Annotated in this window: 24 protein-coding genes and 2 pseudogenes; 25 read left to right on the forward strand and 1 reads right to left on the reverse strand. The window is 39.2% G+C overall.

The window, feature by feature from the left end; translation table 11 throughout:
* Nucleotides 1–111 precede the first annotated feature (111 nt).
* From CP366_RS03775 to CP366_RS03795, 5 genes are all read left to right on the forward strand, one after another.
* Complete coding sequence (locus CP366_RS03775) at nt 112–1,899, forward strand: DUF262 domain-containing protein (protein WP_089147923.1); 1,788 nt, start codon at nt 112–114, stop codon at nt 1,897–1,899.
* Nucleotides 1,900–1,938: 39 nt separating this feature from the next.
* The gene (locus tag CP366_RS03780) at nt 1,939–2,427 is read left to right on the forward strand and encodes a DUF3841 domain-containing protein (RefSeq protein ID WP_089147924.1); all 489 of its coding nucleotides are present in this window, start codon (nt 1,939–1,941) and stop codon (nt 2,425–2,427) included.
* Nucleotides 2,428–2,638: 211 nt separating this feature from the next.
* On the forward strand, nt 2,639–3,334 hold the full coding sequence (locus tag CP366_RS03785; protein ID WP_089147925.1) for a DUF6557 family protein: 696 nt from the start codon (nt 2,639–2,641) through the stop codon (nt 3,332–3,334).
* 8 nt (nt 3,335–3,342) lie between these two features.
* Entirely contained in the window at nt 3,343–3,918 is a 576-nt protein-coding gene (locus CP366_RS03790; RefSeq protein WP_054832822.1) for a tetratricopeptide repeat protein, read from the forward strand.
* Nucleotides 3,919–3,992: 74 nt separating this feature from the next.
* The gene (locus CP366_RS03795; RefSeq protein WP_089147926.1) at nt 3,993–4,439 is read left to right on the forward strand and encodes an HIRAN domain-containing protein; all 447 of its coding nucleotides are present in this window, start codon (nt 3,993–3,995) and stop codon (nt 4,437–4,439) included.
* A 36-nt stretch (nt 4,440–4,475) separates the two neighbouring features.
* Here CP366_RS03795 and CP366_RS03800 read toward each other — a convergent pair whose 3' ends face one another.
* Nucleotides 4,476–4,688, reverse strand: a complete 213-nt coding sequence (locus CP366_RS03800) for a hypothetical protein (RefSeq protein WP_089147927.1) — start codon at nt 4,686–4,688, stop codon at nt 4,476–4,478.
* Between the two features lie 174 nt (nt 4,689–4,862).
* Here CP366_RS03800 and CP366_RS03805 point away from each other — a divergent pair, with 174 nt between their 5' ends.
* The 20 genes and pseudogenes from CP366_RS03805 to CP366_RS03890 all read left to right on the forward strand — a co-directional run bounded on the left by CP366_RS03805 (nt 4,863) and on the right by CP366_RS03890 (nt 23,103).
* On the forward strand, nt 4,863–5,891 hold the full coding sequence (locus CP366_RS03805) for a hypothetical protein (protein ID WP_061204712.1): 1,029 nt from the start codon (nt 4,863–4,865) through the stop codon (nt 5,889–5,891).
* 1 nt (nt 5,892) lies between these two features.
* On the forward strand, nt 5,893–6,465 hold the full coding sequence (locus CP366_RS03810) for an AAA family ATPase (RefSeq protein WP_089147948.1): 573 nt from the start codon (nt 5,893–5,895) through the stop codon (nt 6,463–6,465).
* 40 nt (nt 6,466–6,505) lie between these two features.
* Nucleotides 6,506–6,760: a hypothetical protein gene (locus tag CP366_RS10885; protein WP_233197967.1), complete on the forward strand. Its 255-nt coding sequence runs from the start codon at nt 6,506–6,508 to the stop codon at nt 6,758–6,760.
* The gene (locus tag CP366_RS10895) at nt 6,664–7,086 is read left to right on the forward strand and encodes a tetratricopeptide repeat protein (protein WP_369823052.1); all 423 of its coding nucleotides are present in this window, start codon (nt 6,664–6,666) and stop codon (nt 7,084–7,086) included. Before CP366_RS10885 ends, CP366_RS10895 begins: the two co-directional genes overlap by 97 nt.
* A 269-nt stretch (nt 7,087–7,355) precedes the next feature.
* Nucleotides 7,356–7,493, forward strand: a complete 138-nt coding sequence (locus CP366_RS03820) for a hypothetical protein (protein WP_233186520.1) — start codon at nt 7,356–7,358, stop codon at nt 7,491–7,493.
* 184 nt (nt 7,494–7,677) lie between these two features.
* Nucleotides 7,678–7,812, forward strand: a complete 135-nt coding sequence (locus tag CP366_RS11055; RefSeq protein WP_255404449.1) for a hypothetical protein — start codon at nt 7,678–7,680, stop codon at nt 7,810–7,812.
* Nucleotides 7,757–8,167, forward strand: a complete 411-nt coding sequence (locus CP366_RS10755; protein ID WP_167309361.1) for a hypothetical protein — start codon at nt 7,757–7,759, stop codon at nt 8,165–8,167. Before CP366_RS11055 ends, CP366_RS10755 begins: the two co-directional genes overlap by 56 nt.
* A 615-nt stretch (nt 8,168–8,782) precedes the next feature.
* Nucleotides 8,783–10,705, forward strand: a complete 1,923-nt coding sequence (gene tet(W) / locus CP366_RS03835; RefSeq protein ID WP_089147928.1) for a tetracycline resistance ribosomal protection protein Tet(W) — start codon at nt 8,783–8,785, stop codon at nt 10,703–10,705.
* Between the two features lie 2 nt (nt 10,706–10,707).
* Nucleotides 10,708–10,905, forward strand: coding sequence for a helix-turn-helix domain-containing protein (locus CP366_RS03840; RefSeq protein ID WP_001909500.1), 198 nt, complete (start codon nt 10,708–10,710; stop codon nt 10,903–10,905).
* A gap of 131 nt (nt 10,906–11,036) precedes the next feature.
* Nucleotides 11,037–11,228, forward strand: a complete 192-nt coding sequence (locus CP366_RS10900) for a hypothetical protein (protein WP_000841357.1) — start codon at nt 11,037–11,039, stop codon at nt 11,226–11,228.
* Between the two features lie 646 nt (nt 11,229–11,874).
* Nucleotides 11,875–12,273 (forward strand): plasmid mobilization relaxosome protein MobC, encoded by a 399-nt coding sequence (locus CP366_RS03850; protein WP_001126628.1) that lies wholly within the window; start codon nt 11,875–11,877, stop codon nt 12,271–12,273.
* Nucleotides 12,245–13,162, forward strand: a pseudogene (locus CP366_RS11130) (relaxase/mobilization nuclease domain-containing protein); the annotation flags it as partial. The gene CP366_RS03850 and the pseudogene CP366_RS11130, both read left to right, overlap by 29 nt.
* Nucleotides 13,145–14,038 (forward strand): annotated as a pseudogene (locus CP366_RS11135) (DUF4368 domain-containing protein); the annotation flags it as partial. The pseudogenes CP366_RS11130 and CP366_RS11135, both read left to right, overlap by 18 nt.
* Before the next feature lie 135 nt (nt 14,039–14,173).
* Nucleotides 14,174–15,316 (forward strand): phosphatidylserine decarboxylase family protein, encoded by a 1,143-nt coding sequence (locus CP366_RS03860; protein WP_233197970.1) that lies wholly within the window; start codon nt 14,174–14,176, stop codon nt 15,314–15,316.
* Between the two features lie 136 nt (nt 15,317–15,452).
* Nucleotides 15,453–15,788 carry a hypothetical protein gene (locus tag CP366_RS03865; RefSeq protein ID WP_005719623.1) on the forward strand — a complete coding sequence of 112 codons (336 nt, stop codon included), beginning with the start codon at nt 15,453–15,455 and terminating at the stop codon, nt 15,786–15,788.
* Entirely contained in the window at nt 15,788–17,470 is a 1,683-nt protein-coding gene (locus CP366_RS03870; RefSeq protein WP_089147929.1) for a formate--tetrahydrofolate ligase, read from the forward strand. Before CP366_RS03865 ends, CP366_RS03870 begins: the two co-directional genes overlap by 1 nt.
* 5 nt (nt 17,471–17,475) lie before the next feature.
* Complete coding sequence (gene lspA, locus CP366_RS03875; RefSeq protein ID WP_013086376.1) at nt 17,476–17,940, forward strand: signal peptidase II; 465 nt, start codon at nt 17,476–17,478, stop codon at nt 17,938–17,940.
* Nucleotides 17,933–18,844 (forward strand): RluA family pseudouridine synthase, encoded by a 912-nt coding sequence (locus CP366_RS03880; protein ID WP_005719627.1) that lies wholly within the window; start codon nt 17,933–17,935, stop codon nt 18,842–18,844. Before lspA ends, CP366_RS03880 begins: the two co-directional genes overlap by 8 nt.
* A 4-nt stretch (nt 18,845–18,848) precedes the next feature.
* Complete coding sequence (locus tag CP366_RS03885; RefSeq protein WP_068813643.1) at nt 18,849–19,904, forward strand: carbamoyl phosphate synthase small subunit; 1,056 nt, start codon at nt 18,849–18,851, stop codon at nt 19,902–19,904.
* Nucleotides 19,905–19,908: 4 nt separating this feature from the next.
* On the forward strand, nt 19,909–23,103 hold the full coding sequence (locus CP366_RS03890) for a carbamoyl phosphate synthase large subunit (RefSeq protein WP_089147930.1): 3,195 nt from the start codon (nt 19,909–19,911) through the stop codon (nt 23,101–23,103).
* Nucleotides 23,104–23,170: the final 67 nt, after the last annotated feature.

Raw genomic sequence — 23,170 nt, forward strand, 5'->3', positions numbered from 1 at the left:
TATTAATCTTAATTTATAACTCCCGATTTATACTATTCAAGTATAATAAATAGGGTAAAAAAGTACATATCAATATAGTAGATTCTTTGAATTAGGATTTGATTTAGAAACATGCAAAAGAATAGTAATAATTATGAAGTAAATAACGTCAGTATTAGTTCAATTCTTAACTGGATTGACAGTGGGGAGATTGGATTACCAGAATTACAACGTCCATTTGTCTGGCCGACTAAAAAAGTAAGGAATTTGATTGATTCACTTTATCGTGGGTATCCTATTGGATATATTGTTACTTGGAACAGCCCATCTGTAAAATTGAAGAATGGCACCTCAGCCAGTGGTAAAAAAGTAATTATTGATGGGCAACAAAGAATTACAGCCTTACGTGCTGCAATTGCAGGCGAGCCTGTTTTAACTAAAAAATTTGAAGAAATCAGAATAAAAATAGCATTTAATCCTCTTAAAGAAGAATTTCAAACTTTAAATCCAGCAATAGCTAAGGATTCAATTTGGATTGATGATATTTCGGAGATAATTAGTAATACATTCTTTTCATATGATTTTTATTCAGATTATTTTGCCAAAAATCCATCTCTAAACGATGAAGATAAGAGAAAAGTCCAGCAATCAATTGCTAAGTTAATGCAACTACAAAATTGCAGTGTCGGTAATATTGTTTTAGGTTCTAACCTTTCTATTAATGATGTCACAGAAATTTTCAATAGAATTAATTCAGCTGGAACCACACTTTCATCAGCTGATTTTGTTATGTCCAAATTGTCGGCTGATGAAGCGCACCATGGTAACGAGATCAGAAAAATTATTGATTATTTCTGTCAAATTCTTCATCAACCTGATCTACATAAAAATATTGAAAATGTTGACCCTGAATTCACGTCCAGTCTAAGTTACGACAAAATTAAATGGGTAATTAATGATCATGTTCAAATTTATAGACCGACATTCAATGATTTACTTCATGTAATGCTAGAAACTAAATTTCAACGTGGGCAATTATCTGCTATGGTTAGTCTGGTTTCTGGTCGAAACTTTAAAACTCGTGAATATGATGAAGAATCTTTGGAAGATACATATTCCACGCTTTATGATGCAGCATTTTTAGTCACAAACAAAGTTAATTTTGAAAACTACGAGATGATCCTTCAAAGCATGGGAATGATTGATCATCAAATTTTAGTTTTAAAGAGTTATGGTAATTTGAATTTTGGATACACCTTATACTTATACCTTAAAAAGAATACCAATCTTCCAGAACAAGAGATTGAACAATTAGTTAAGAAGTGGATTGTTATGTCTGCATTAATTGGAAGATATAGTGGTTCCTCTGAAACACATGCGGAAATGGATATTAAAATGATTGCTGACAATAAGGATCATGTAAAAGAAACAATTGAGTCAGTTTTGAATCAAAATTTAACTGATGACTTTTGGAACGTCAATTGTATTAATGCATTACGTGGTACTTCAACACAATCAAGTGTATGGCGTCTTTTCTTAATGGCACAAGTACGCGACAACACTGTGGGTTGGCTTGAAAATGATCAAACAGTTAGAAGTATGATTACGGGCAATGGCAATATTCACCATATTTTTCCAAAAGCATACATGAGAAAGAATGGATTTTCAGAAAGAGAATACAGCAGAGTTGCCAATTATACTTGGTTGAATCAACCTAGAAATATTCAAATAGGGGATAGGGCTCCTAAGGATTATCTTAATGATGATCAGGTCATTAGTTATGCTACTGATAAATCATTTGAAGAAAATGCCATTCCAACTATGTTGAGAAACGCAACTTTTGAAGATTATCATGAATTCATTGAAGAAAGAGTAAAGCTAATGGCTAATAAGATTCGTAAGTATTATGAGTCTTTATAAGCTTCTTAGTTAAGGATTACACTATGAAAGTATGGGACAATACAACCTTGGTCAGTGTGGTTGCAACTCAAAAAGAATGGTGTTTATTATACCAACGAAAATTTATCACAGTTACTTCATCCTCGTGATCATTTACTAGAAGATGAATTTACTAAAGCCTATCGCTGGATGGCCGAGCAGATGCAAGAAAAAATTGCGTTACCTCCTAAAAATACAACTATACCTATCTGGTGTTGGTATGCACAAGATGATCATATTGTTCCCCAAAATAGATATTATTCAAATCAAGCTTGTATCGAGTTAGAATTGCCTGCAAACAAAATTTTATTAAGCGATTTTGATCTATGGCATGTAGTTTTAATGGATGGTTTTGTACCTCCAGATGATATGGATTTTGAAAAGTATTCTAAGGAAGATGACAGAATTGAAGCTCTTCCAGAATCAAAGAAACATCAAATAATTGAACAATCGTGGCAACATATTTTTGATGTAAAAAAAGACGGTCAATGGATTCAAGGTTGCATTTAGCAAATTAACTATGATGATGTGATTAAGGTTTACCATCACCATGACAATCATCGCCTAAAAATTTTTACACCTAAAAGAAAAATATTTGGTTAACGAAAAATTCATGTGCAATATTTTAATCGTGCATGGATTTTTTCAATATAAAATGTAGTTTGATGGGCGATGAACAAATATAATCTAGTTATGATTCAATATAAGGAAGGTGATGCAGATGAAAACAGTCCAAGAGACATTGCGTGAGATGGATAAAAAAGAATTACTGCGAAAGTTTTTCTATGAGCATCCTAACAAATTGGATAGTTTTGATGATGATCTAACAATTGCTCAAGCAAAAGAAAGAGCAAATAAAGTTATTGGAAAATATATAGAACGTCTCGAAACCATGGAAGTCAAGCCAAATGATAGACAAATGATTTTTTACATGTATGAATATTTGGGTAGTTACAAATTAGACCCAAATCGTGGACTGTGTACTGTAGCTGATCTTCAAGAAAAAGGCGTTGAAGCACCCAACTATGGGATTGAATATACTCCTCAAGAAGAAATCATGGGTTACTGGGTAGCTGATACAGAAATGACACAATATTATCTTAATGATTTGATAATTGAGATTTTGTGGGATGCATCTTTTTTCGGAGTTGAACAGGAAAAATTGCCCGAGGCGGTTAAGGAGTTGGAAGCAGCCGACAAAGAAATAGATGAGGGCCTAGAGGAATCTTTTGGCTCATATGAAGAATTCGAGGACTTCATATATGGTGATGAACCACGTCCACCGAAACTGAGTAAAGAAGATGAAGTTAAAAAGCAAAAGTTAATTCAAGAAGTCAATCGCTTGCATAAAAAGTTCAATCATCATTTACATCAACAAGAGATTGATAAAATACTTAAGAATTTAGCTAAAGAATAAGGCATAAAATGGACGAGAATTTTCAAAAATCAAATGAATTATTAAATATCGGTGCTAAGGCATACCGCAAAGGTGATTATGTGACAGCACAAGAGTACTATACTCAAGCAGCTAAACTTGGAAATGTTCAAGCTATGTGCAATCTAGGTTACATTTATGAATATGGCCGCACTGGTAAGCGAGACTATGAGAAGGCTTTCTATTGTTTTAAGAAAGCTGCAGATAGTGGTAGTGCAGAAGCTTGCTATAAAGTTGGCGATATTTATTTTTATGGGGATGCAGGAGAGAAAGACTATGGTCTAGCATTCGAATATTATCAAGAAGCTGTGCAACTTCTTAATGAAACAAACGACGATGATGATATTATGTCAGATATTTATTATCGCTTGGCCTTATGCTGGTATAAAGGATATGGCACGGATCAAGATATATTAATCGCATTTCACTATATTAATGAAGCTGAATTTTATTCTTATTGTGATCGTTTTACTGATAAATTCATGTGGCAATCAATAGCTAAGAGAATTGAATTATTAAGAAGCGAGATTAAACACAGCTTGGATGAAGCATTAGAAAACAAATAACTACAACTAATACAATTATGATTTTTTATCAGGTCATTGAAAAATAAAACTCAACCATAGAAAGGACTACACCTATGCAATTCCACAATCCTAACGATACTATCCATGTTCCACCACAAAATATTTTTGAAGACTTACTTGATCAGGTCGAAAAGTTGCAAACGCAAGTGGACGAACTCAAGCGGCTTCAATATAGTAATTCCAGCAACGCACGTGACGTTTTTCTATATGGTTGTGAATTAGCTGGTAGTCAGTATCTTGATCTAGCGGATCATGTTGTGCCAAAGTTGCATGAAAATGATCCGCTAGCTTTAATGCGTGAGCCCAATAATGAATTTGACGAACACGCAATTAGCGTATACACAACTGGTGGACTTAAGCTAGGGTACTTACCTAGAAGCAACAATTTGATCTTAAGTCGTTTGATGGATGAAGGTAATCTTTTGTTTGGCAAAACCAAGACTTTTCATTGGGACGGCAAGCGTTTGTATCTTGTAGTGAAAGTTTACATGAGAGCATAATAAAAGAGCATCACATTGAAGTGGTGCCCTTTTTGCTTAAGCGATTTGTCTAGGATTTACATCATTCGCATATTCTTTTAAGTCGCGCATGCTGTATTTCTTGCCGAAGATGCTATCTTTATCAGGAACCAAACGATAGCTATTCTTTAACGTTCTCATAAATTTATTGGTGAAACCATTTTTCTTTTGACCGTAAAGCGTATGTTGATTCAGCCATTGCTCTGCTTGATTTCTTGATAGATATTTCATGAAATCTTCCTTTCCAATATTTAGAATTGCAGCTACTTTGACTGTATCCCTGTACACACTATTGTAGTGCTTTAATAGCTGAAAGTATAATGACAGCTAGAACCATTTTCTCTGGACACTTTTTAGCTGGTAAATAAATGATAAAATATTGTTGATTAGAAAGTTGAGGATGAAATGAAAAAAATCGGGAAACTATCGTTAGTTTTGTTAGCTGGCTTAGCTTTAACGGGATGCAGTCAAAACTCTAAGCAAAATACTGCACCAAAGAAAAATGCAACTATAAAAACTGCTAAAAATAATCAAAAGCCTACAAGAATGGGGCATTTATCTGCTCAGGACTTAACTCCACAAAAAACTGTTGCAGTTGTAGTTGCATATGCAGGTAATCGTTACTCTGGCAGTTGGAATAAAGTCTTGCTTAATGGCAAGCAAAATGGGATCGAAGTTGATTTGAAGAATCAATCAGATTATTCATATATGAATGAAGGTAGCGGAGTAGCCTACATGGTTTCAGAAAATGCAGGATATACTCTGAAACAAATAAATGGTAAAAATATTTATTATCTCTTTTTAAATGGTAAAAAGCTAGAATCAGTTACTATGAAAGAAATGATTGCTTATTTGAATAAACGGGATTCAGATAAGTTGGTGAATAGCTTGGCTAAAAATGCCAAAGTTAACGATGAACGTTCAGATTCTAATAATGCTTCTCCGAATTCTACTGGTAAAAAATCTAACTTGCCTGGAGATGATGGACTATTAAATGTACCAAAAGAACTACAAGGAACTTGGTATACTTATCCTGCTGATGATGACAAACTAGAAACTATTAAGATTAGTCAAAATAAAATCAATGATGGCTACAGTTCACTAGAGTTACATAAAATTAACGTTAAATTTGCTAACGAGCATTTATATAGCGACATGTCCAAGTCTTATAGAAATGCTACTAAGAATTGGGGCATGGCACAGATGATAGGGAAGAAGATCCATAACATTGATTACTTGAATGTCCGTACCTGGATGCAAGGTGCTGGTGATGGTATTTATTATGGTGCTCATACTGAAAACGGTCAGTCAGTTGTAGTTATTGGTGAGGGTGCAGGACTATGGACAAATAGTGTTGCTTGGAAGACACCGCAACTTGCACAACAGTATAAACACAAGAAATTTAGAGATTTATTCTATCAGGATGACCAATAAAATGAAAAAGATACCTTTAATCTTAATGCTAGGACCACAAGCGTCTGGTAAATCTAGTTTTATTAAGATGAATAATTTACAAAACTATACTATTTCTGGAGATGAAATTAGAATTCGCCTAAATGGGATCAATTCTAATAATGGTCACCCTCAGATAAATTTTGTCCCGCAAACAGAATCAATTGTATGGCATATTTTTTATGAAGAACTAGACACACGTTTGCAGAATAAGTTGCCAACTGTCATAGATAATACGAATCTGGCTGGTCATGGATTCAATCCAATCAGCGATATTCTGAAAAGAGTGCCAGTCGATTATCAAGTATATGTCATTGATTGTTTTAAGCCATTGCTGAATTCTAAAGATCCATTCAGTGAAAAGTCTTTGAATCATGCCTTAAAAATTCTTGCACAGCGCAATCATGATCGAGAATATTCGGTGAATATGGATATAATTAAACGATTTGTTGATTATCATAAAGATTTTAAAATACCAGATAAAGTCAAAGTGATCAGTTCTGCAGATTTGCAGCAAGCACAGGATATAATCGATATGGTGTTAAATTATCGATAAACATGTTTTTCAGAGATTTTGATATAATCAGGACAGAATAATGGATGAAGACGATAAATTCCAAAAATCAAATAAATTATTAGATATAGGCGCTGAGGCCTACCGCAATGGTGATTACCTAAAAGCACAAAAATATTATGAATATGCAGCAAAGCTAGGTAACACTCAAGCTATCTGTAATTTGGGCTATATTTATGAATATGGTCGTACACAGGGAAGCGTGATTACAAGAAGGCGTTTTACTGCTTTAAGATTGCCGCAGATGACGGTAGTGCAGAAGCCTGTTATAAAGTAGGAGATAGTTACTTCTATGGAGATGCAATAAAACAAAATTACAACTTGGCTCTTGAGTACTATATCAAAGCAGAAGATTTTGCTAATAAATCTGGTATTGATGATGATATTAAATCAGATATTTATTATCGTTTAGCGCTATGTTTGTACAAAAGGTATGGTACAGATGAAGATCCATTATCTGCATTAGAATACATAAATGAAGCTGAATATTACTCTTATTGTGACCGCTTTGAAGATAAATTCATGTGGCAATCAATAGCTAAGAGAATTGAATCACTAAGAGCTGAGATTTTACAAAGACTAGATGAATATTTAAAAAATTAATAACATCGACGAGTCGCATCCCTAAACCGGACACGGCTTTTTTAATCTGAAATTTTATTAAAAATAAGACCAAAGCTTTTGTGTTATGTTTCATTGATACAATAACTACAAACAAGATTATAATAACAATTGCTAGATAATGATGTGAAAAATTTATTAATACATAAGGAAGAATGATTGATATGACTTTGACATGAAAGAAAACACTGAAAAATAAATTACAGCAAAATGCGGATCAAGTTCAGCATTTTGGAATACGTAAATTATCTATCGGTGTCACTTCAGTGTTGTTATCAACTTTGTTTTACGTTGGTGCGATTAATACAAATACTGTACAAGCAAGTACGGTAGATAGCGGTGTGCAAACTGCGAAAGTAGTACAGAAGAAAGCAGATTCTTCTGTGTAAGCTGGTTTAAATAAAGATAAAACAGATGATGTTTCTGGTAAGGCTGCTGAACCAACTTCTCAAGAAAACGATAATACTGCAGATAATTCTGTTGAAAATCATACAGAAAATAATTTGACAGTCTCTAAACCCGAATCAACTATTAAAGCTAGACAATTAGCTGAAAGCAAAGTAAAAAATTCTAATGTTCAAACTCAAAATGGGGGTAGAGCAGCCTAGTGCAACTGCTAAGCCAATCGAAGTTCAGCCTAACCAGGATGCCAATGCTAATAAGGCAGAAATCGGTCAAGGCCAAGCTGAAGAAACTAACCTATCATGATGGTGACTTTATCATCCCCGCAGGTTATGAATTAGTAAGTATGTTACCAACCAGCTATAAATTTAAAGCTTCTGACAATGATCCAATTGATATTCATTTGAAGCATAAAGTAATAGTTATCACACCAAATGATCCAAAGCAGTCAACTGATAAGTTGCCAGATAATCCAAGTAAGAATTATCTAACTGGTGTTAGTCAAAATGATTTAAACGAAATGATCAAACGTCAAATTACGGTAGTCAGACCTGATGGCAATACCATTGATGCTAGTCAATTGATAACGCTAACGAGAACTGCGACATTAGATGAAGTAATGCTCATGTACGGTAAAGAAGCAAGCAACCGAAAACAATAGATAGACCGCCAGCACTACACTATTCCGAACCAAAGACCAAAAGATAAGCATTTTGAGAAAATCTAAACTTTTGGATTTTCCTACAATGCCGACTACGGCGGAATCCCTCCCACTCCTTATATATTTCTTTCTGTATACATTGAATTTGTATTTAGTAAAATGCAGACAACACCACGGATCGGCTTTTGGCTGGACAATTCCAACCAAACACCGCAGCAGACAGTAGAAACCATTCTGAACGTTAGGAAGCCGGTATGATTGTTACATATAAGGGAAAGAAAAATTTCTTTTAGATACTTGTTTTCCTAAAACTGATGTGATATAATTCAATTCCGGAAAAGGAGTAAAAAATATGCGGCAAGGTATTCTTAAATAAAACTATAATCAAATAGTGGGAACAAAGGATTATGATAGTCCCTTTTGTAGGGGCTTAGTTTTTTGTACCCAATTTAAGAATACTTTTGCCTTATCAATTTTGACATACACATATACAGCACTCACAAACAGGTGTATGCTGTATATGTGTATGTCCGCAAATTATCATCCCCAGTGGTAAAAGTATTTTACTGCTGGGGATTTTTATGCCCTTCGGGGCAGTAAAGGGAGGACAATCACATGAAAATAATCAATATTGGAATTCTTGCCCATGTAGACGCTGGAAAGACGACCTTGACGGAGAGCCTGCTATATGCCAGCGGAGCCATTTCAGAACCGGGGAGCGTCGAAAAAGGGACAACGAGGACGGACAGCATGTTTTTGGAGCGGCAGCGTGGGATTACCATTCAAGCGGCAGTCACTTCCTTCCAGTGGCACAGATGTAAAGTCAACATTGTGGATACGCCCGGCCACATGGATTTTTTGGCGGAGGTGTACCGCTCTTTGGCTGTTTTAGATGGGGCCATCTTGGTGATCTCCGCTAAAGATGGCGTGCAGGCCCAGACCCGTATTCTGTTCCATGCCCTGCGGAAAATGAACATTCCCACCGTTATCTTTATCAACAAGATCGACCAGGCTGGCGTTGATTTGCAGAGCGTGGTTCAGTCTGTTCGGGATAAGCTCTCCGCCGATATTATCATCAAGCAGACGGTGTCGCTGTCCCCGGAAATAGTCCTGGAGGAAAATACCGACATAGAAGCATGGGATGCGGTCATCGAAAATAACGATAAATTATTGGAAAAGTATATCGCAGGAGAACCAATCAGCCGGGAAAAACTTGTGCGGGAGGAACAGCGGCGGGTTCAAGACGCCTCCCTGTTCCCGGTCTATTATGGCAGCGCCAAAAAGGGCCTTGGCATTCAACCGTTGATGGATGCGGTGACAGGGCTGTTCCAACCGATTGGGGAACAGGGGAGCGCCGCCCTATGCGGCAGCGTTTTCAAGGTGGAGTATACAGATTGCGGCCAGCGGCGTGTCTATCTACGGCTATACAGCGGAACGCTGCGCCTGCGGGATACGGTGGCCCTGGCCGGGAGAGAAAAGCTGAAAATCACAGAGATGCGTATTCCATCCAAAGGGAAAATTGTTCGGACAGACACCGCTTATCCGGGTGAAATTGTTATCCTTCCCAGCGACAGCGTGAGGTTAAACGATGTATTAGGGGACCCAACCCGGCTCCCTCGTAAAAGGTGGCGTGAGGCCCCCCTCCCCATGCTGCGGACGTCGATTGCGCCGAAAACGGCAGCGCAAAGAGAACGGCTGCTGGACGCTCTTACGCAACTTGCGGATACTGACCCGCTTTTGCGCTGCGAGGTGGATTCCATCACCCATGAGATCATTCTTTCTTTTTTGGGCCGGGTGCAGTTGGAGGTTGTTTCCGCTTTGCTGTCGGAAAAATACAAGCTTGAAACAGTGGTAAAGGAACCCAACGTCATTTATATGGAGCGGCCGCTCAAAGCAGCCAGCCACACCATCCATATCGAGGTGCCGCCCAACCCGTTTTGGGCATCCATCGGACTGTCTGTTACACCACTCCCGCTTGGCTCCGGTGTACAATACGAGAGCCGGGTTTCGCTGGGATACTTGAACCAGAGTTTTCAAAACGCTGTCAGGGATGGTATCCGTTACGGGCTGGAGCAGGGCTTGTTCGGCTGGAACGTAACGGACTGTAAGATTTGCTTTGAATACGGGCTTTATTACAGTCCGGTCAGCACGCCGGCGGACTTCCGCTCATTGGCCCCGATTGTATTGGAACAGGCATTGAAGGAATCAGGGACGCAACTGCTGGAACCTTATCTCTCCTTCACCCTCTATGCGCCCCGGGAATATCTTTCCAGGGCTTATCATGATGCACCGAAATACTGTGCCACCATCGAAACGGTCCAGGTAAAAAAGGATGAAGTTGTCTTTACTGGCGAGATTCCCGCCCGCTGTATACAGGCATACCGTACTGATCTGGCCTCTTACACCAACGGGCAGAGCGTATGCCTTACAGAACTGAAAGGGTATCAGGCCGCTGTCGGCAAGCCAGTCATCCAGCCCCGCCGTCCAAACAGCCGCCTGGACAAGGTGCGCTATATGTTTCAGAAGATAGGGAAATGACTATGAGTAAACTTCTCCCCTATGAAACAATCGTCAAAGCCCATGAGGGCGACCCGGACGCAATCGACACCATTCTTTCCCACTATGCCGGATATATCCGCTACTGTTCCAAAGTACACGGGAAAGTCAACGCCGAAGTTGAGGAACATATAAAGCAACAGCTCATTGCCGCCCTGTTCAAATTTCGCTTTGACCGATAAACAAAGAACAAACACTGGCTGTCATTAGCGGTTTCACTCCAGCCAGTTTACAATTCATCTATTCCTAAAGGAAGCAGGTCATAGTATAATAGAACCAACGACAAATATACTTTTAGGGGAGATATAGCAATATGAAAAGTAATAAATACTTAACTATTGGCTTATTAACAGGATTTATTGTCGGTGGTTGCATAGGTGTGTTGGCATGGGCGTTTTTGCAAAATCTTTTTGCTATTTCTATTTGTGCAGGTATCGGAATGTTGATTGGAATTGTTATAGGTACATTGATTGATTATGAAAAAAATAATCATCAAGAGAAATAGAAAAAATGCACAATGCCTTAAAGGGAAAACAGGAATTTATTGTGCTATCCATCATCGGGCCAACCTGACCTGAACTTTCAAAACTGAATATCCACCGCCCATCGGCGGCCAGCGAAAGCAGTAAGTCTGAAAAAGATTTGCTGCTTTTTTCTTTATCCGTTTGGCAAAATCGCAAAGTCATCCGTAGTAGGTAGGTGAAGCCGGAAACAAAAAATTTTCTGCGGCGGTAGCCAAATCTGCATTTTCTGTATTTCTAAGGCAAAGGAAAATTTGAGAAAATTCCCGGCAAGCGGGTAGCTGGCGGCCTTTGAAATGTATCTTTAGCGGAAAGAAAGAACTGCGGGTAAAAATCGCCCCACGCCGTAAGATTTTTGCAGAAATCCGGCCAAAACAGGCGGCAGCTATACGAGTAGTAAGTGCAAGGGGAAATCTACGGCTTACTTAGAGCAAGTTTCTACCACGGTGCCAAAATCCGCAATTCTGCGGTTTTGCCCCTCGCGGGAAACTTGTTGGGGAGTGCCTTCCCCAAACCCTGCTATGCGGCTTACGCCGCAAAAATATTTCTGTCCGGCAGACAGGAAATGCCCCGAAAATAGCTAACAGACCAGCCCATTTTTTGTGATAAGTGAAAGGAGGTTTACAGCCCATGCCGAAGCGATACAACACCCCCCACCGCAGCCATGTTGTGAAAACCCGGCTGACCGATGAAGAATACGCCGACTTCACAGAACGGCTTGCGCCCTATGGTATCAGTCAGTCCGAATTTCTCCGGCAGGCCATCCGGCGCACTACCATACGCCCCGTACTCCATGTGTCGTCAGTCAATGACGAGCTGCTCTCCGCTGTCGGGAAGCTCACAGCCGAGTACGGCAGGATTGGCGGCAATCTCAACCAGATTGCCCGCACCCTCAACGAGTGGCATAGCCCCTACCCGGCTATGGCAAAGGAATTGCGGGAAGCGGCCGCCGACCTTGCCGCCCTCAAGTATGAAGTCCTAAAGAAAGTAGGTGACGCCGTTGGCAACACTCAAGCATTTAGGCTCTAAGAACGCCGACTACGGAGCCGCCGAACAATACCTGCTCTTTGAGCATGACGAATTTACTATGAAGCCCGTCCTTGATGAAAACGGCAGGCTTATCCCCCGTGAGGATTATCGCTTGTCCACGCTGAACTGCGGCGGCGAGGATTTTGCCGTTGCGTGTATGCGCTCCAATCTCCGCTATGAGAAAAATCAGCGGCGGGAGGATGTGAAAAGCCACCACTATATCATCAGCTTTGACCCACGGGACGGGCCGGACAACGGCCTGACCGTAGACCGGGCGCAGGCGTTGGGGGAGCAATTCTGTAAAGAGCATTTCCCCGGCCATCAGGCCCTTGTCTGCACCCACCCGGACGGGCATAACCACAGCGGCAACATCCATGTGCATATCGTCATTAACAGCCTGCGGATAGAGGAAGTGCCGTTCCTGCCCTACATGGACAGGCCAGCGGACACGAAAGCCGGGTGCAAGCACCGCTGCACCGACGCAGCCCTACGCTACTTCAAGTCCGAGGTCATGGAGATGTGCCACCGGGAAGGACTTTACCAAATCGACCTCTTGAACGGCAGCAAGAACCGTGTCACAGACCGGGAATATTGGGCGCAGAAAAAGGGACAGGCCGCACTGGACAAGCAGAACGCCCCCATGATTGCAGGCGGTATCACGCCCCGGCAGACCAAGTTTGAAACGAACAAGGAGAAGCTGCGGCAGACCCTACGGAAAGCCCTTGCCACCGCTGCCAGCTTTGACGAGTTTTCCTCTCTGCTGTTGCGGGAGGGTGTGACCGTCAAGGAGAGCCGGGGGCGGCTGTCCTACCTCACGCCAGACAGGACGAAGCCTATCACCGCCCGGAAGCTGGGCGGCGACTTTGACCGCACCGCCGTCCATCTGCTGGAAAACCGGGAGTACACTGGCTGTCTGATAAACTTCAAGACGGAGAAGCCCTCTTACAAGGTCAAGCACAGCGTTGAGAACCCCATCGAGAAGCAGGCTATCTTCCCAAATCACCATGAGCCGATTATCGACACGGAAACATGGGAGCGTGTGCAGGAGTTACGCAAGCAGCGAAAACGCCCGAACCGCTATGATGAAGTGGGGCTGTTCTCTGGTATGCTGTTCTGCGCCGACTGCGGCCATGTGCTGTATCAGCAGCGGTATCAGAACAAGAACCGCAAGCAGGACTGTTATATCTGCGGCAGCTACAAGAAGCGTACCCGTGACTGTACGGCACACTTTATCCGCACCGACCTTTTGACGGCGGGCGTGCTTTCCAATCTCCGGCAAGTGACGGAATACGCCGCCAGGCATGAGAGCCGCTTTGTAAAGCTGCTCATCCAGCAGAACGAAATCGGCGGCAAGAGAAAGACCGCCGCAGCCACGAAGCAGCTTGAACAGGCCCAGACACGCATTGCCGAAGTGAACCGCATTATCAAGCGGCTGTATGAGGACAATGTAAGCGGCAAAATCAGCGACGAGCGTTTCATGGAGCTGTCGGCGGACTATGAGCAGGAGCAGCGGGAACTGAAAGACCGGGCTGCCGCTTTGCAGGAGGAACTTTCCAAGTCGCAGGCCGCCACCGTCAACGCCGAGAAATTCATGGGGATTGTGAGAAAGCACCTTGCTTTTGAAGAATTGACCCCCACCCTCTTGCGGGAAATGATTGAGAAAATCGTCGTGCATGAGTGCAGCTATGACGAGAACGGCACCCGCAGGCAGGACATTGAGATTTATTACAGCTTTGTCGGCAAGATAGACTTGCCGGAAGCCTAACGCCTGACCTATCCGACACAGCCCTAAGTGCCGGATAGGAACGGCAAAATTTTTTACACTTCTATTACTTCTTTATCGCACATTAGCAAACAGGGAAGGTGATTAAGTATAGTAACTGGACAATTGGTAGTTTTAGTGAATACAATGCCCCCAGAAATTCAAGGTTATACTCCAAATCGAAATGCCAAAGCTGTTGAAGTTGTTAAACATGGTGATCACTTTGAACCTATTAAGATCACGTACATTTCACTAGGTTCAGACACTGATGATACGAAAACTGGTGATTATCCAGGAAATACAACAGGACTAGTTGGTACCCCGATTAATGCTATTTTAGACTATCCAATGGGGACTAAAGCTGGTTACGTTCTGTTTAATGATCCCAAAGTTAATGCACGATTTAGAAATATCCTTAATTATTGGGGAAGATATTTACAATCGGAAGATTCAACTTATGTGTTGAATACTTCAGACAAGGGTTGGTTATCTAATACTGCACTAAATGAGATGGCTAAAGAAGCTAAAGGTGACGATTTCTTAGATTTATTTAACTGTCGATCAAATGATGTAAAGCAAAAACTAGGTTTTAGATCATGGGATGACTTTTTCACTAGAACTTTTAAAAACGACGTTAGACCAGTAGTGAATGCTGATGATCCAAATGTAATTGCCAACGCGTGTGAATCTGCTCCATTTAGAATTGCTAGAAATGTTCCTTTGAAAAATAAGTTTTGGATCAAGGGGCAACCATATTCCTTGCTTGATCTACTTCATAATGATCCTTGGACTTCTAAATTCGAGGGTGGCACTATTTATCAGGCATTTTTAAGCGCCTTAAGCTATCACCGTTGGAACAGTCCAGTTAGTGGTAAGATTGTTAAAGCATATCACATCAATGGTAGCTACTATGGTGAAGCGTTAAGTCAAGGTTTCGAAAATCCAAATGGTGCTGCTCCAGTAGCTGCTAATGACTCACAAGCCTTTTTAACTTCAACTGCAACACGTGCTGTAATCTTTATTCAAGCTGATAACCCTAAGATAGGCCTGATGTGCTTTGTAGCCGTAGGTATGGGAGATGTATCAAACAACGAAATTACTGTTCGTATTGGACAGCATGTCAAAAAAGGTGAGCAATTGGGCATGTTCCACTTTGGTGGTTCAACACATGTCTTACTGTTTCAACCGACAGTTGATTTAGACTTTAATCTTCACGGTCAAAAACCTGGCATCGATTCAAGCAATATAAAGGTTAGAGACGAAATAGCAGTAGTAAAGTAAATAAATGTGATAGAGGATTGGACTTATATTTAATTGCTGTAAGTTCAACCCTCTTATTTTGATTAAATCTTTGATACAATAGACATGATTAAATAAATAGGGTGTGATCTAAATTCTAAAATCTAAACGGCATTTCATGTTTCTAGGAGTTGCAGGAATTATCTATTATTCTTGGCTCTTAATCGTTCTATTTATCGCCTTTATTTTGGGCTATGAAGGGAACAAAGCAATTAGTATACCTGGAATAGTAGTTGGTATCATTTTCTTACTTTTAGCAGTTTATACTTGGTCCTTTTCTTACTTGCAAAAGGGTGGAGACAAAATATTACTCAAGTTGCCATATCGTTCAAAAGTAAAAATCAATCAAATGACTTTGCTTTCAAGTTGGCGTAATTTTCAAGTTTATCAACTAAAAAGTGATTACCAAAGCTATTCTGTTTTAATGATGTCTAGAAAGAAGAATAAGCAATAATGAAATCAGATATTGAAATCGCACAAGAAACCAAAGAATTACCTATTAATGAAATAGCCGCTAAGGTAGGCTTGAAAGAGGAAGAGGAAGACTTAGAACCTTATGGTCATGATAAGGCTAAGATTACTTGGCAAGCCATTAACAGGACTCGTGCTAGTAAAAAGTTAGGTAAATTAGTATTAGTAACCTCAATTTCTCCTACTCCCGCTGGGGAAGGTAAGTCAACGATTACAATTGGCTTGGGGGATGCAATTCACAATCAGTTGCACCAGAATACGATGATCGCCTTGCGTGAACCTTCGATGGGACCTGTTTTTGGATTAAAAGGCGGTGCTACAGGTGGTGGGAAAGCACAAATCATCCCTATGGAAGATATCAACCTACACTTCACAGGAGATATGCATGCTTTAACTGCTGCAATTGACACACTTGCAGCTTTAGTTGATAACTACATCTACCAAGACAATAGCCTAAATCTTGATCCTGACCGAATTTTACTTAAGCGTGGGCTTGATGTTAATGACCGTGCTTTAAGAAAAATCACGGTTGGTCAAGGCTCTAAATTCAATGGTGTTGAGCACCAAGCTAGTTTTGCTATTACTGTTGCTAATGAATTAATGGCAATTCTCTGTTTAGCAACAGATATCAACGACTTAAAGAGTAGAATTGGTGATATGCTAGTTGGCTACACTAAAGATGATAAGCCGGTTTATGTTAAACAGTTAGGATTCCAAGGTGCAATTGCTGCACTATTGTCTAATGCGCTGAAGCCTAACTTAGTACAGACCTTGGAACACACACCAGCATTAGTGCACGGGGGGCCTTTTGCTAATATCGCGCATGGAGCCAATTCCGTCATTGCGACAAACTTGGCTTTGCATTTAAGCGACTATGTATTAACTGAGGCCGGCTTTGGTAGTGATCTTGGTGGGCAAAAGTTCATGGACTTTGTCTCAAGACATCTGGACAAGACGCCCGATGCTGCAGTAGTTGTAGCAACTGTTCGTGCATTGAAGTATCAAGCTTTAGGCTCAACTGATCACTTAGATGAAGAAAACCTAGATGCTTTAAAAGAAGGTTTTAAAAACCTCAAGCGTCATATGAACAACATGCGTTCATACAATGTGCCGGTCATCGTGTTAATCAATCGTTTTGCTTCAGATACTGACCAAGAACTCGCTTTACTTAAGCAATTAATTGAAGAACAGGCCGTTCAAGCTCAAGTGGTTACTTACCATGGTGAAGGTTCAAAAGGTGGCATTAAAGCTGCTCAAGCTGTGATTAATTTAGCTAATTCTAATGCAGCAAATTTAACTCCAACATACGCAGATAATGACGATGTTAAAGATAAAATTGAAAAAGTCGCCACTAAGATTTATCATGCAGCCGGAGTTGAATACAGCGAAAAAGCTGAAAAACAAATCGAAGAATTAAGAAAGTTAGACAAGGCTAACTTACCTGTAATTATCGCTAAAACACAATATTCATTCACTGATAATAAGAATGAATTAGGTGCTCCAACTGATTTTAAGCTTCATGTAAAGGGAATTAGTTTAAAAAATGGAGCTCGTTTTATCGTAGTCACTACTGGTCACGTGCTAGATATGCCTGGTTTACCTAAGCATCCTGCAGCCTTAGACATTGACGTTGATAACAATGGTAAAATTAGTGGATTATTCTAAAAAATATGCAATTTTTATATTTAATTATTTCATTAGTTGTCGTTCTTGCTGATCAAGGACTAAAAAATTATATTGTTGCTCATTATGCTATAGGAGAAGTACACCAGATTATTCCTGGAATTCTTTCTTTTAATTATCTACAAAATAATGGCGCGGCTTGGAACATTTTAACTGGTCAAATGTGGCTTTTTTACATTATCAGTATTATTGCCATTAGTGTTTGCTTGTATTTTCTTTTTAACAAAAAGTACAAGAATACCTTGTTTGATGTGGGTTTAGCCCTCATCTTAGGTGGAATTGTTGGTAATTTTATTGATCGTTTGCATTTAAAATATGTAGTTGATATGCTTCAGCTTGATTTTGTTCACTTCAACATTTTTAATATTGCGGATTCCGCAATTACTGTTGGAGTAATCCTTGTGTTCATTTACTTAATTTTTATTGAAGGTAAGGAAGAACAACATGACTAAAGAATATTCACTTGAAGTAAAAAACGAAAAGGGACGTTTAGATAAGTTTGTTTCAGAACAAATTCCTGATCTATCTCGAACTAGAGTTAAAGAACTGGTTAAAGACCAAAATATCCTAGTTAATGGCAAAGTCGAAAAAGTATCTTATAAGATTCAGGCGGGAGATAAAATCGAAGTTAATATTCCAGCGGTTAAACCGTTAGATGTTATACCCGAAAATATTCCACTTGATATCGTGTATGAAGACGATGATGTCATTGTAGTTAACAAGCCTCAAGGTATGGTAGTGCATCCCGCACCAGGTCATCCAGATCATACTTTAGTAAATGCGTTGTTATATCACACCAAGGCCTTAGCACAATCACCAGAAGGATTTCGTCCTGGAATTGTCCACCGGATTGATAAAGATACATCTGGTTTATTAATGATCGCTAAGACCGCCAAGGCTCGTGAATCATTAGAAGATCAATTGGCTCATAAGACTAACAAACGTCTTTATTGGGCAATTGTTCATGGTAATTTTGCGGAAGAAAATGGGGTAATTGATGCACCAATTGGTCGCAATCCATATGACCGCAAGAAAATGGCGGTAGTTGAAACAGGCAAAAAAGCTATTACTCACTTCAAGGTGCTTGAGCAGTTCAAGGATTATAGCTTAATTGAGTGTCAGCTTGAAACTGGAAGAACCCATCAAATTAGAGTTCATCTTGACTATATTGGACATCCGGTTGCAGGAGACCCATTATACGGTCCACGTAAAACCTTGAAAGGTCATGGTCAATTTTTGCATGCTAAAGTATTAGGATTTAAACATCCAAGTACTGGCGAATGGCTAGAGTTTAGTGTAGAACCACCACAAATTTTTCAAGAAACGTTGGCTCAACTAGAACAAACAAGTAAGTGATAATATGAAACGTTATTTGATTTTAGAAGATGGCAGTTCATTTCCAGGTGAAGGAATTGGTGCCAGTATTATTTCAACCGGTGAATTAGCAATTCAAACGGCTAATTTTGGCTACCAAGAAGCATTAACAGATCCTACTAATGCTGGTAAAATTTTAGTCTTTACTTCACCAATGATTGGTAATAACGGTATTAATGCCATTGATTATGAAAGTATTGATCCCGTAGTTAAAGGGATTATTGCTAACGATATTGCATTAAATATTTCAGATAGTGAAAATTTTGAAGATTTAAGTTCTTTTTTGAAAGAAAAGAATATCCCTGCAATTTTCAAAGTTGACACTCGTGCTTTAGTTCATCGCTTAATGGAAGAAGGTACAATTAAGGCTTCGATCATGGATACTAATGACGAGCATGCCTTTGATCAGATTAAAGCACTAGTTTTACCTAAAAATAAATCTGCGACTGTTTCAACTAAGAATGCATATGCATCCCCTAATGTTGGACGAACTGTAGCTGTGCTAGATCTTGGGCTAAAGCACTCAATGCTGCGTGCTTTATCTTTACGAAAAGTAAATACGACAGTTTTATCATACAGTGCCAGTCCGATTGATATTGAAAACTTACGTCCTGAAGGAATAATTATTTCAAATGGGCCAGGAAAACCAGAAGAAGTAATTAATCAGCTAACGCCAGTTTTAGATCATTTTTATGGTAAGTATCCAATTTTAGGAATCGGATTAGGTTTTTTAACTTTGAGCGATTATCTCGGCTTTGAACTGGTTCAATTACCACAAGAATTTGATGGTATTAATTATCCAGTGATTGAACAAAATAGTAATGCTATCTGGCAAACAGCGATGAATATTGACCAACTAGTGTTGCCTGATAGTGTGAAGATGAATATGAATCGTGAATACTTTGATCTACACAGTGAACTGATGGCGGGCTTCTGGAACAGTAAAGACAAATTGATCGCCACTGCTTTTAATCCTGAAGGAGCACCAGGCACTAATGATGCAGATGAAATTTTTGATTATTTTTTACAGATGATGGGGTAGTTATATGCCATTAGAAAACGATTTAGATAAAGTTTTAATTATCGGATCAGGCCCTACTTTAATCGGTAGTGTAGCAGAAATGGATCTTATGGCAACAGAAGCAATTGATGCTTTGACAGAAGAAGGCATTCAAGTTGTGCTAGTTAATCCTAATCCAGCTACAATTTCAACTGATAAAAAACCTGGTGTAACAGTCTATCTTGAACCGATGACTCTCGACTTCCTGAAAAGAATTCTACGGATGGAAGAGCCAGATGCAATTATGACAGCTTATGGTTCAACTAATGGTTTAAAGGTTGCACATAAGTTATTACAAGATGGCATTTTAGAACAAATGGGAATTCAGTTACTAACATTGAATTCGCGTGCTCTACAAATGGGGAATCAACAGAAAAAGACAGAGTTGCTTACTAAGCTACATATTGATACCGGGCAATCTTGGGAACTTAATCAGAGTATTCAGGATAATTTAGATAATGCGCTAGAAAGCATTAACGACAAAGTCACTTTTCCCGTATTAGTTACTAAGTACAACCGTTTTGTACACAACGAACATTTGCAATTTGCAAATCCTACCGATTTAATCAGTTACTTTAAAGAAGAAAAGCAAAATGATAATTTTACATGGAAGAATTATCGCTTAACTGAAGACTTATCTAGTTGGGAAGAAGTAATTGTTGACGTAATCCGTGATAAGGATGGCAATTTAGCTTTTATCAATTTTGCGGGATCTATTGAAGCTGTAGGTATTAATTCAGGTGACTCTGCAGTTGTGATGCCATCATTAACCCTAAACAATGATCATATTCAAGAGTTAAGAATAACCGTTAGAAAAATCATGTCTAATCTTGATCTCATTGGATTTGCTAGTTTTCATTTTGCGATTAAACACCATGGAACTCAAATTCGATCTAAGCTTTTGACGCTTCGTCCGCGTTTGACGCGAAGTTCTGTTTGGGCTCAAAGAATTGGAATGTATGATGTGGGATATGTCGTTAGCAAAGTTGCTATCGGTTATCGACTGAATGAGATTACCGATCCTCTATCTGGACTTAATGCCTCAATTGAACCCACCTTAGATGCAGTAGCAATTAAAATGCCATATTGGTCATTTGCTGAATCCGGTTATAACCACTATTTGCTAGGAAGTCGCATGCAAGCAAGTGGAGAAGCAATGGGTGTAGGGCGTAATTTTGAAACTGCTTTTCTGAAAGGCTTAGATGCAACTATTAATTTAGAATTGGGTTGGCATGCTTTTATAAAAGAAAAAGAAAAATCCACTGCAGATATTTTGAATGATTTGGCACATCCTGATGAATTGCATTTAGTTAAATTATTAGCCGCAATTGATCAAGATATTCCATATTCTGAATTACAAAAAGTAACACATTTGCATCCGGTTTATTATCAGAAATTGCTTCACATTGTAAGACTTGGCAAAAAGTTATTACAAGAGAAGGAGCAGCCTTCGCGTGATTTGCTGCAAGAAGCTAAAGACTATGGATTCTTTAACCCATTATTAGCTAAGATTTTACAAAAATCAGTTACTGAAGTTCGCTCTTTGATTAATAAAATTGACTTGCAGCCATCATATTTGAAGATCGACGGCTCAGCAGGTATATATAAACCTAATGTTTGTGCTTACTACAGTGCATATGATGTTCAAAATGAAGCACAAGCTTTAAATGCTGAAAAAAAGATCTTGATTTTGGGCATGTTGCCGCTTCAAGTTTCGGTTACTAGCGAGTTTGACTATATGATTGCTCACGCAGCCGATACTTTACATAAGTATGGCTATGTTACTGTGCTTCTATCAAATAATGACGAATCGATTTCATCAAGGTATAAGAATATTGACCGAGTTTATTTTGATTCCATTACAGTTGAAAATATTCTAACTGTTGCTAAAAGAGAAAATATTTCTGATGTATTAGTTCAATTTTCTGGCAAAAGAATCAGTGCATTGAGTAAAGAGTTGGAAAAATGTGGTTTGCACGTTATTGGGCAAAAGGCAAACGACGATCCACGGGATAAGATTACTACTTTGCTTGATCAACAATTTACTACCTTAAAGCGGGTCCCGGCATTAAATAAAACAACTGATACAGACCAGGTTTTCGCTTTTGCTTCTAAATATGGTTTTCCACTTTTAATTGGTGGTATGAATAAAGAAAACAAGCAAAAATCTGCAGTTGTTTATGATGTTCCTGCAATAGAGAAATATTTAGCAGAAAACCAACTTGATCAAATAACTATTTCTCGCTTTATTGAGGGACACAAATATGAGGTAACGGCTATCTCTGATGGTACCAATGTAACTTTGCCCGGTATAATTGAACATCTAGAGCAAACAGGTTCGCATGCCTCTGATTCAATTGCAGTGATTCAGCCGCAAAATTTAACCGAAGAGCAGCAAAAAAAGATTGAGCAAGAGTCAATTAAATTAATTAAGCAGCTGAAAACAAAAGGCATTTTTAATCTGCACTATTTATTCGTTGATAATGACCTATATCTATTGCAAATTAAACCATATGCAGGTCATAATGTAGCATTTTTATCAAAATCACTAGATAAGGATATCACTACTTGTGCTACAGAAGCTTTAATTGGCAAAAATTTAGCAGAGCTAGGATATCCTAATGGTCTATGGCAAAACAGCGATTTTATTCATATTAAAATGCCAGTATTTTCATTTCTTAATTATTCAAGTGGTAATACTTTCGATTCAAATATGAAATCCTCAGGTTCTGTAATGGGTCGAGATACTCAACTAGCTAAGGCTTTATACAAAGGATATGAAGCAAGTGATTTACATATTCCAAGTTATGGAACAATCTTTATTTCAGTCAGAGATGAAGACAAGAATCGCGTGACCCAACTAGCTCGCCGATTTGATCGCTTGGGTTTCAAATTAATTGCGACCGAAGGAACAGCTAATATGTTTGCGGAAGCTGGGATTACTACTGGAGTAGTGGAGAAGGTTCATAAAGACCCTAGAAATCTACTAGATAAAATTCGTCAACATAAGATCGTCATGGTTGTTAATATTACTAATTTGTCTGATGCAGCTAGCGAAGATGCATCGCGCATCAGAGATGAAGCGCTGAATACACATATTCCTGTTTTCTCAAGTATCGAAACAGCGGAATTGATTTTAGACGTTCTAGAATCATTGGCTTTAACTACTCAACCTATTTAATAAGCAAAACAAAATGCAAAGTCGATATGACTTTGCATTTATGAGAATCATTGAACTAACTAGTTCG

The sequence above is a fragment of the Lactobacillus sp. UMNPBX15 genome, from assembly GCF_002553785.1.
GTDB lineage: Bacteria > Bacillota > Bacilli > Lactobacillales > Lactobacillaceae > Lactobacillus > Lactobacillus crispatus.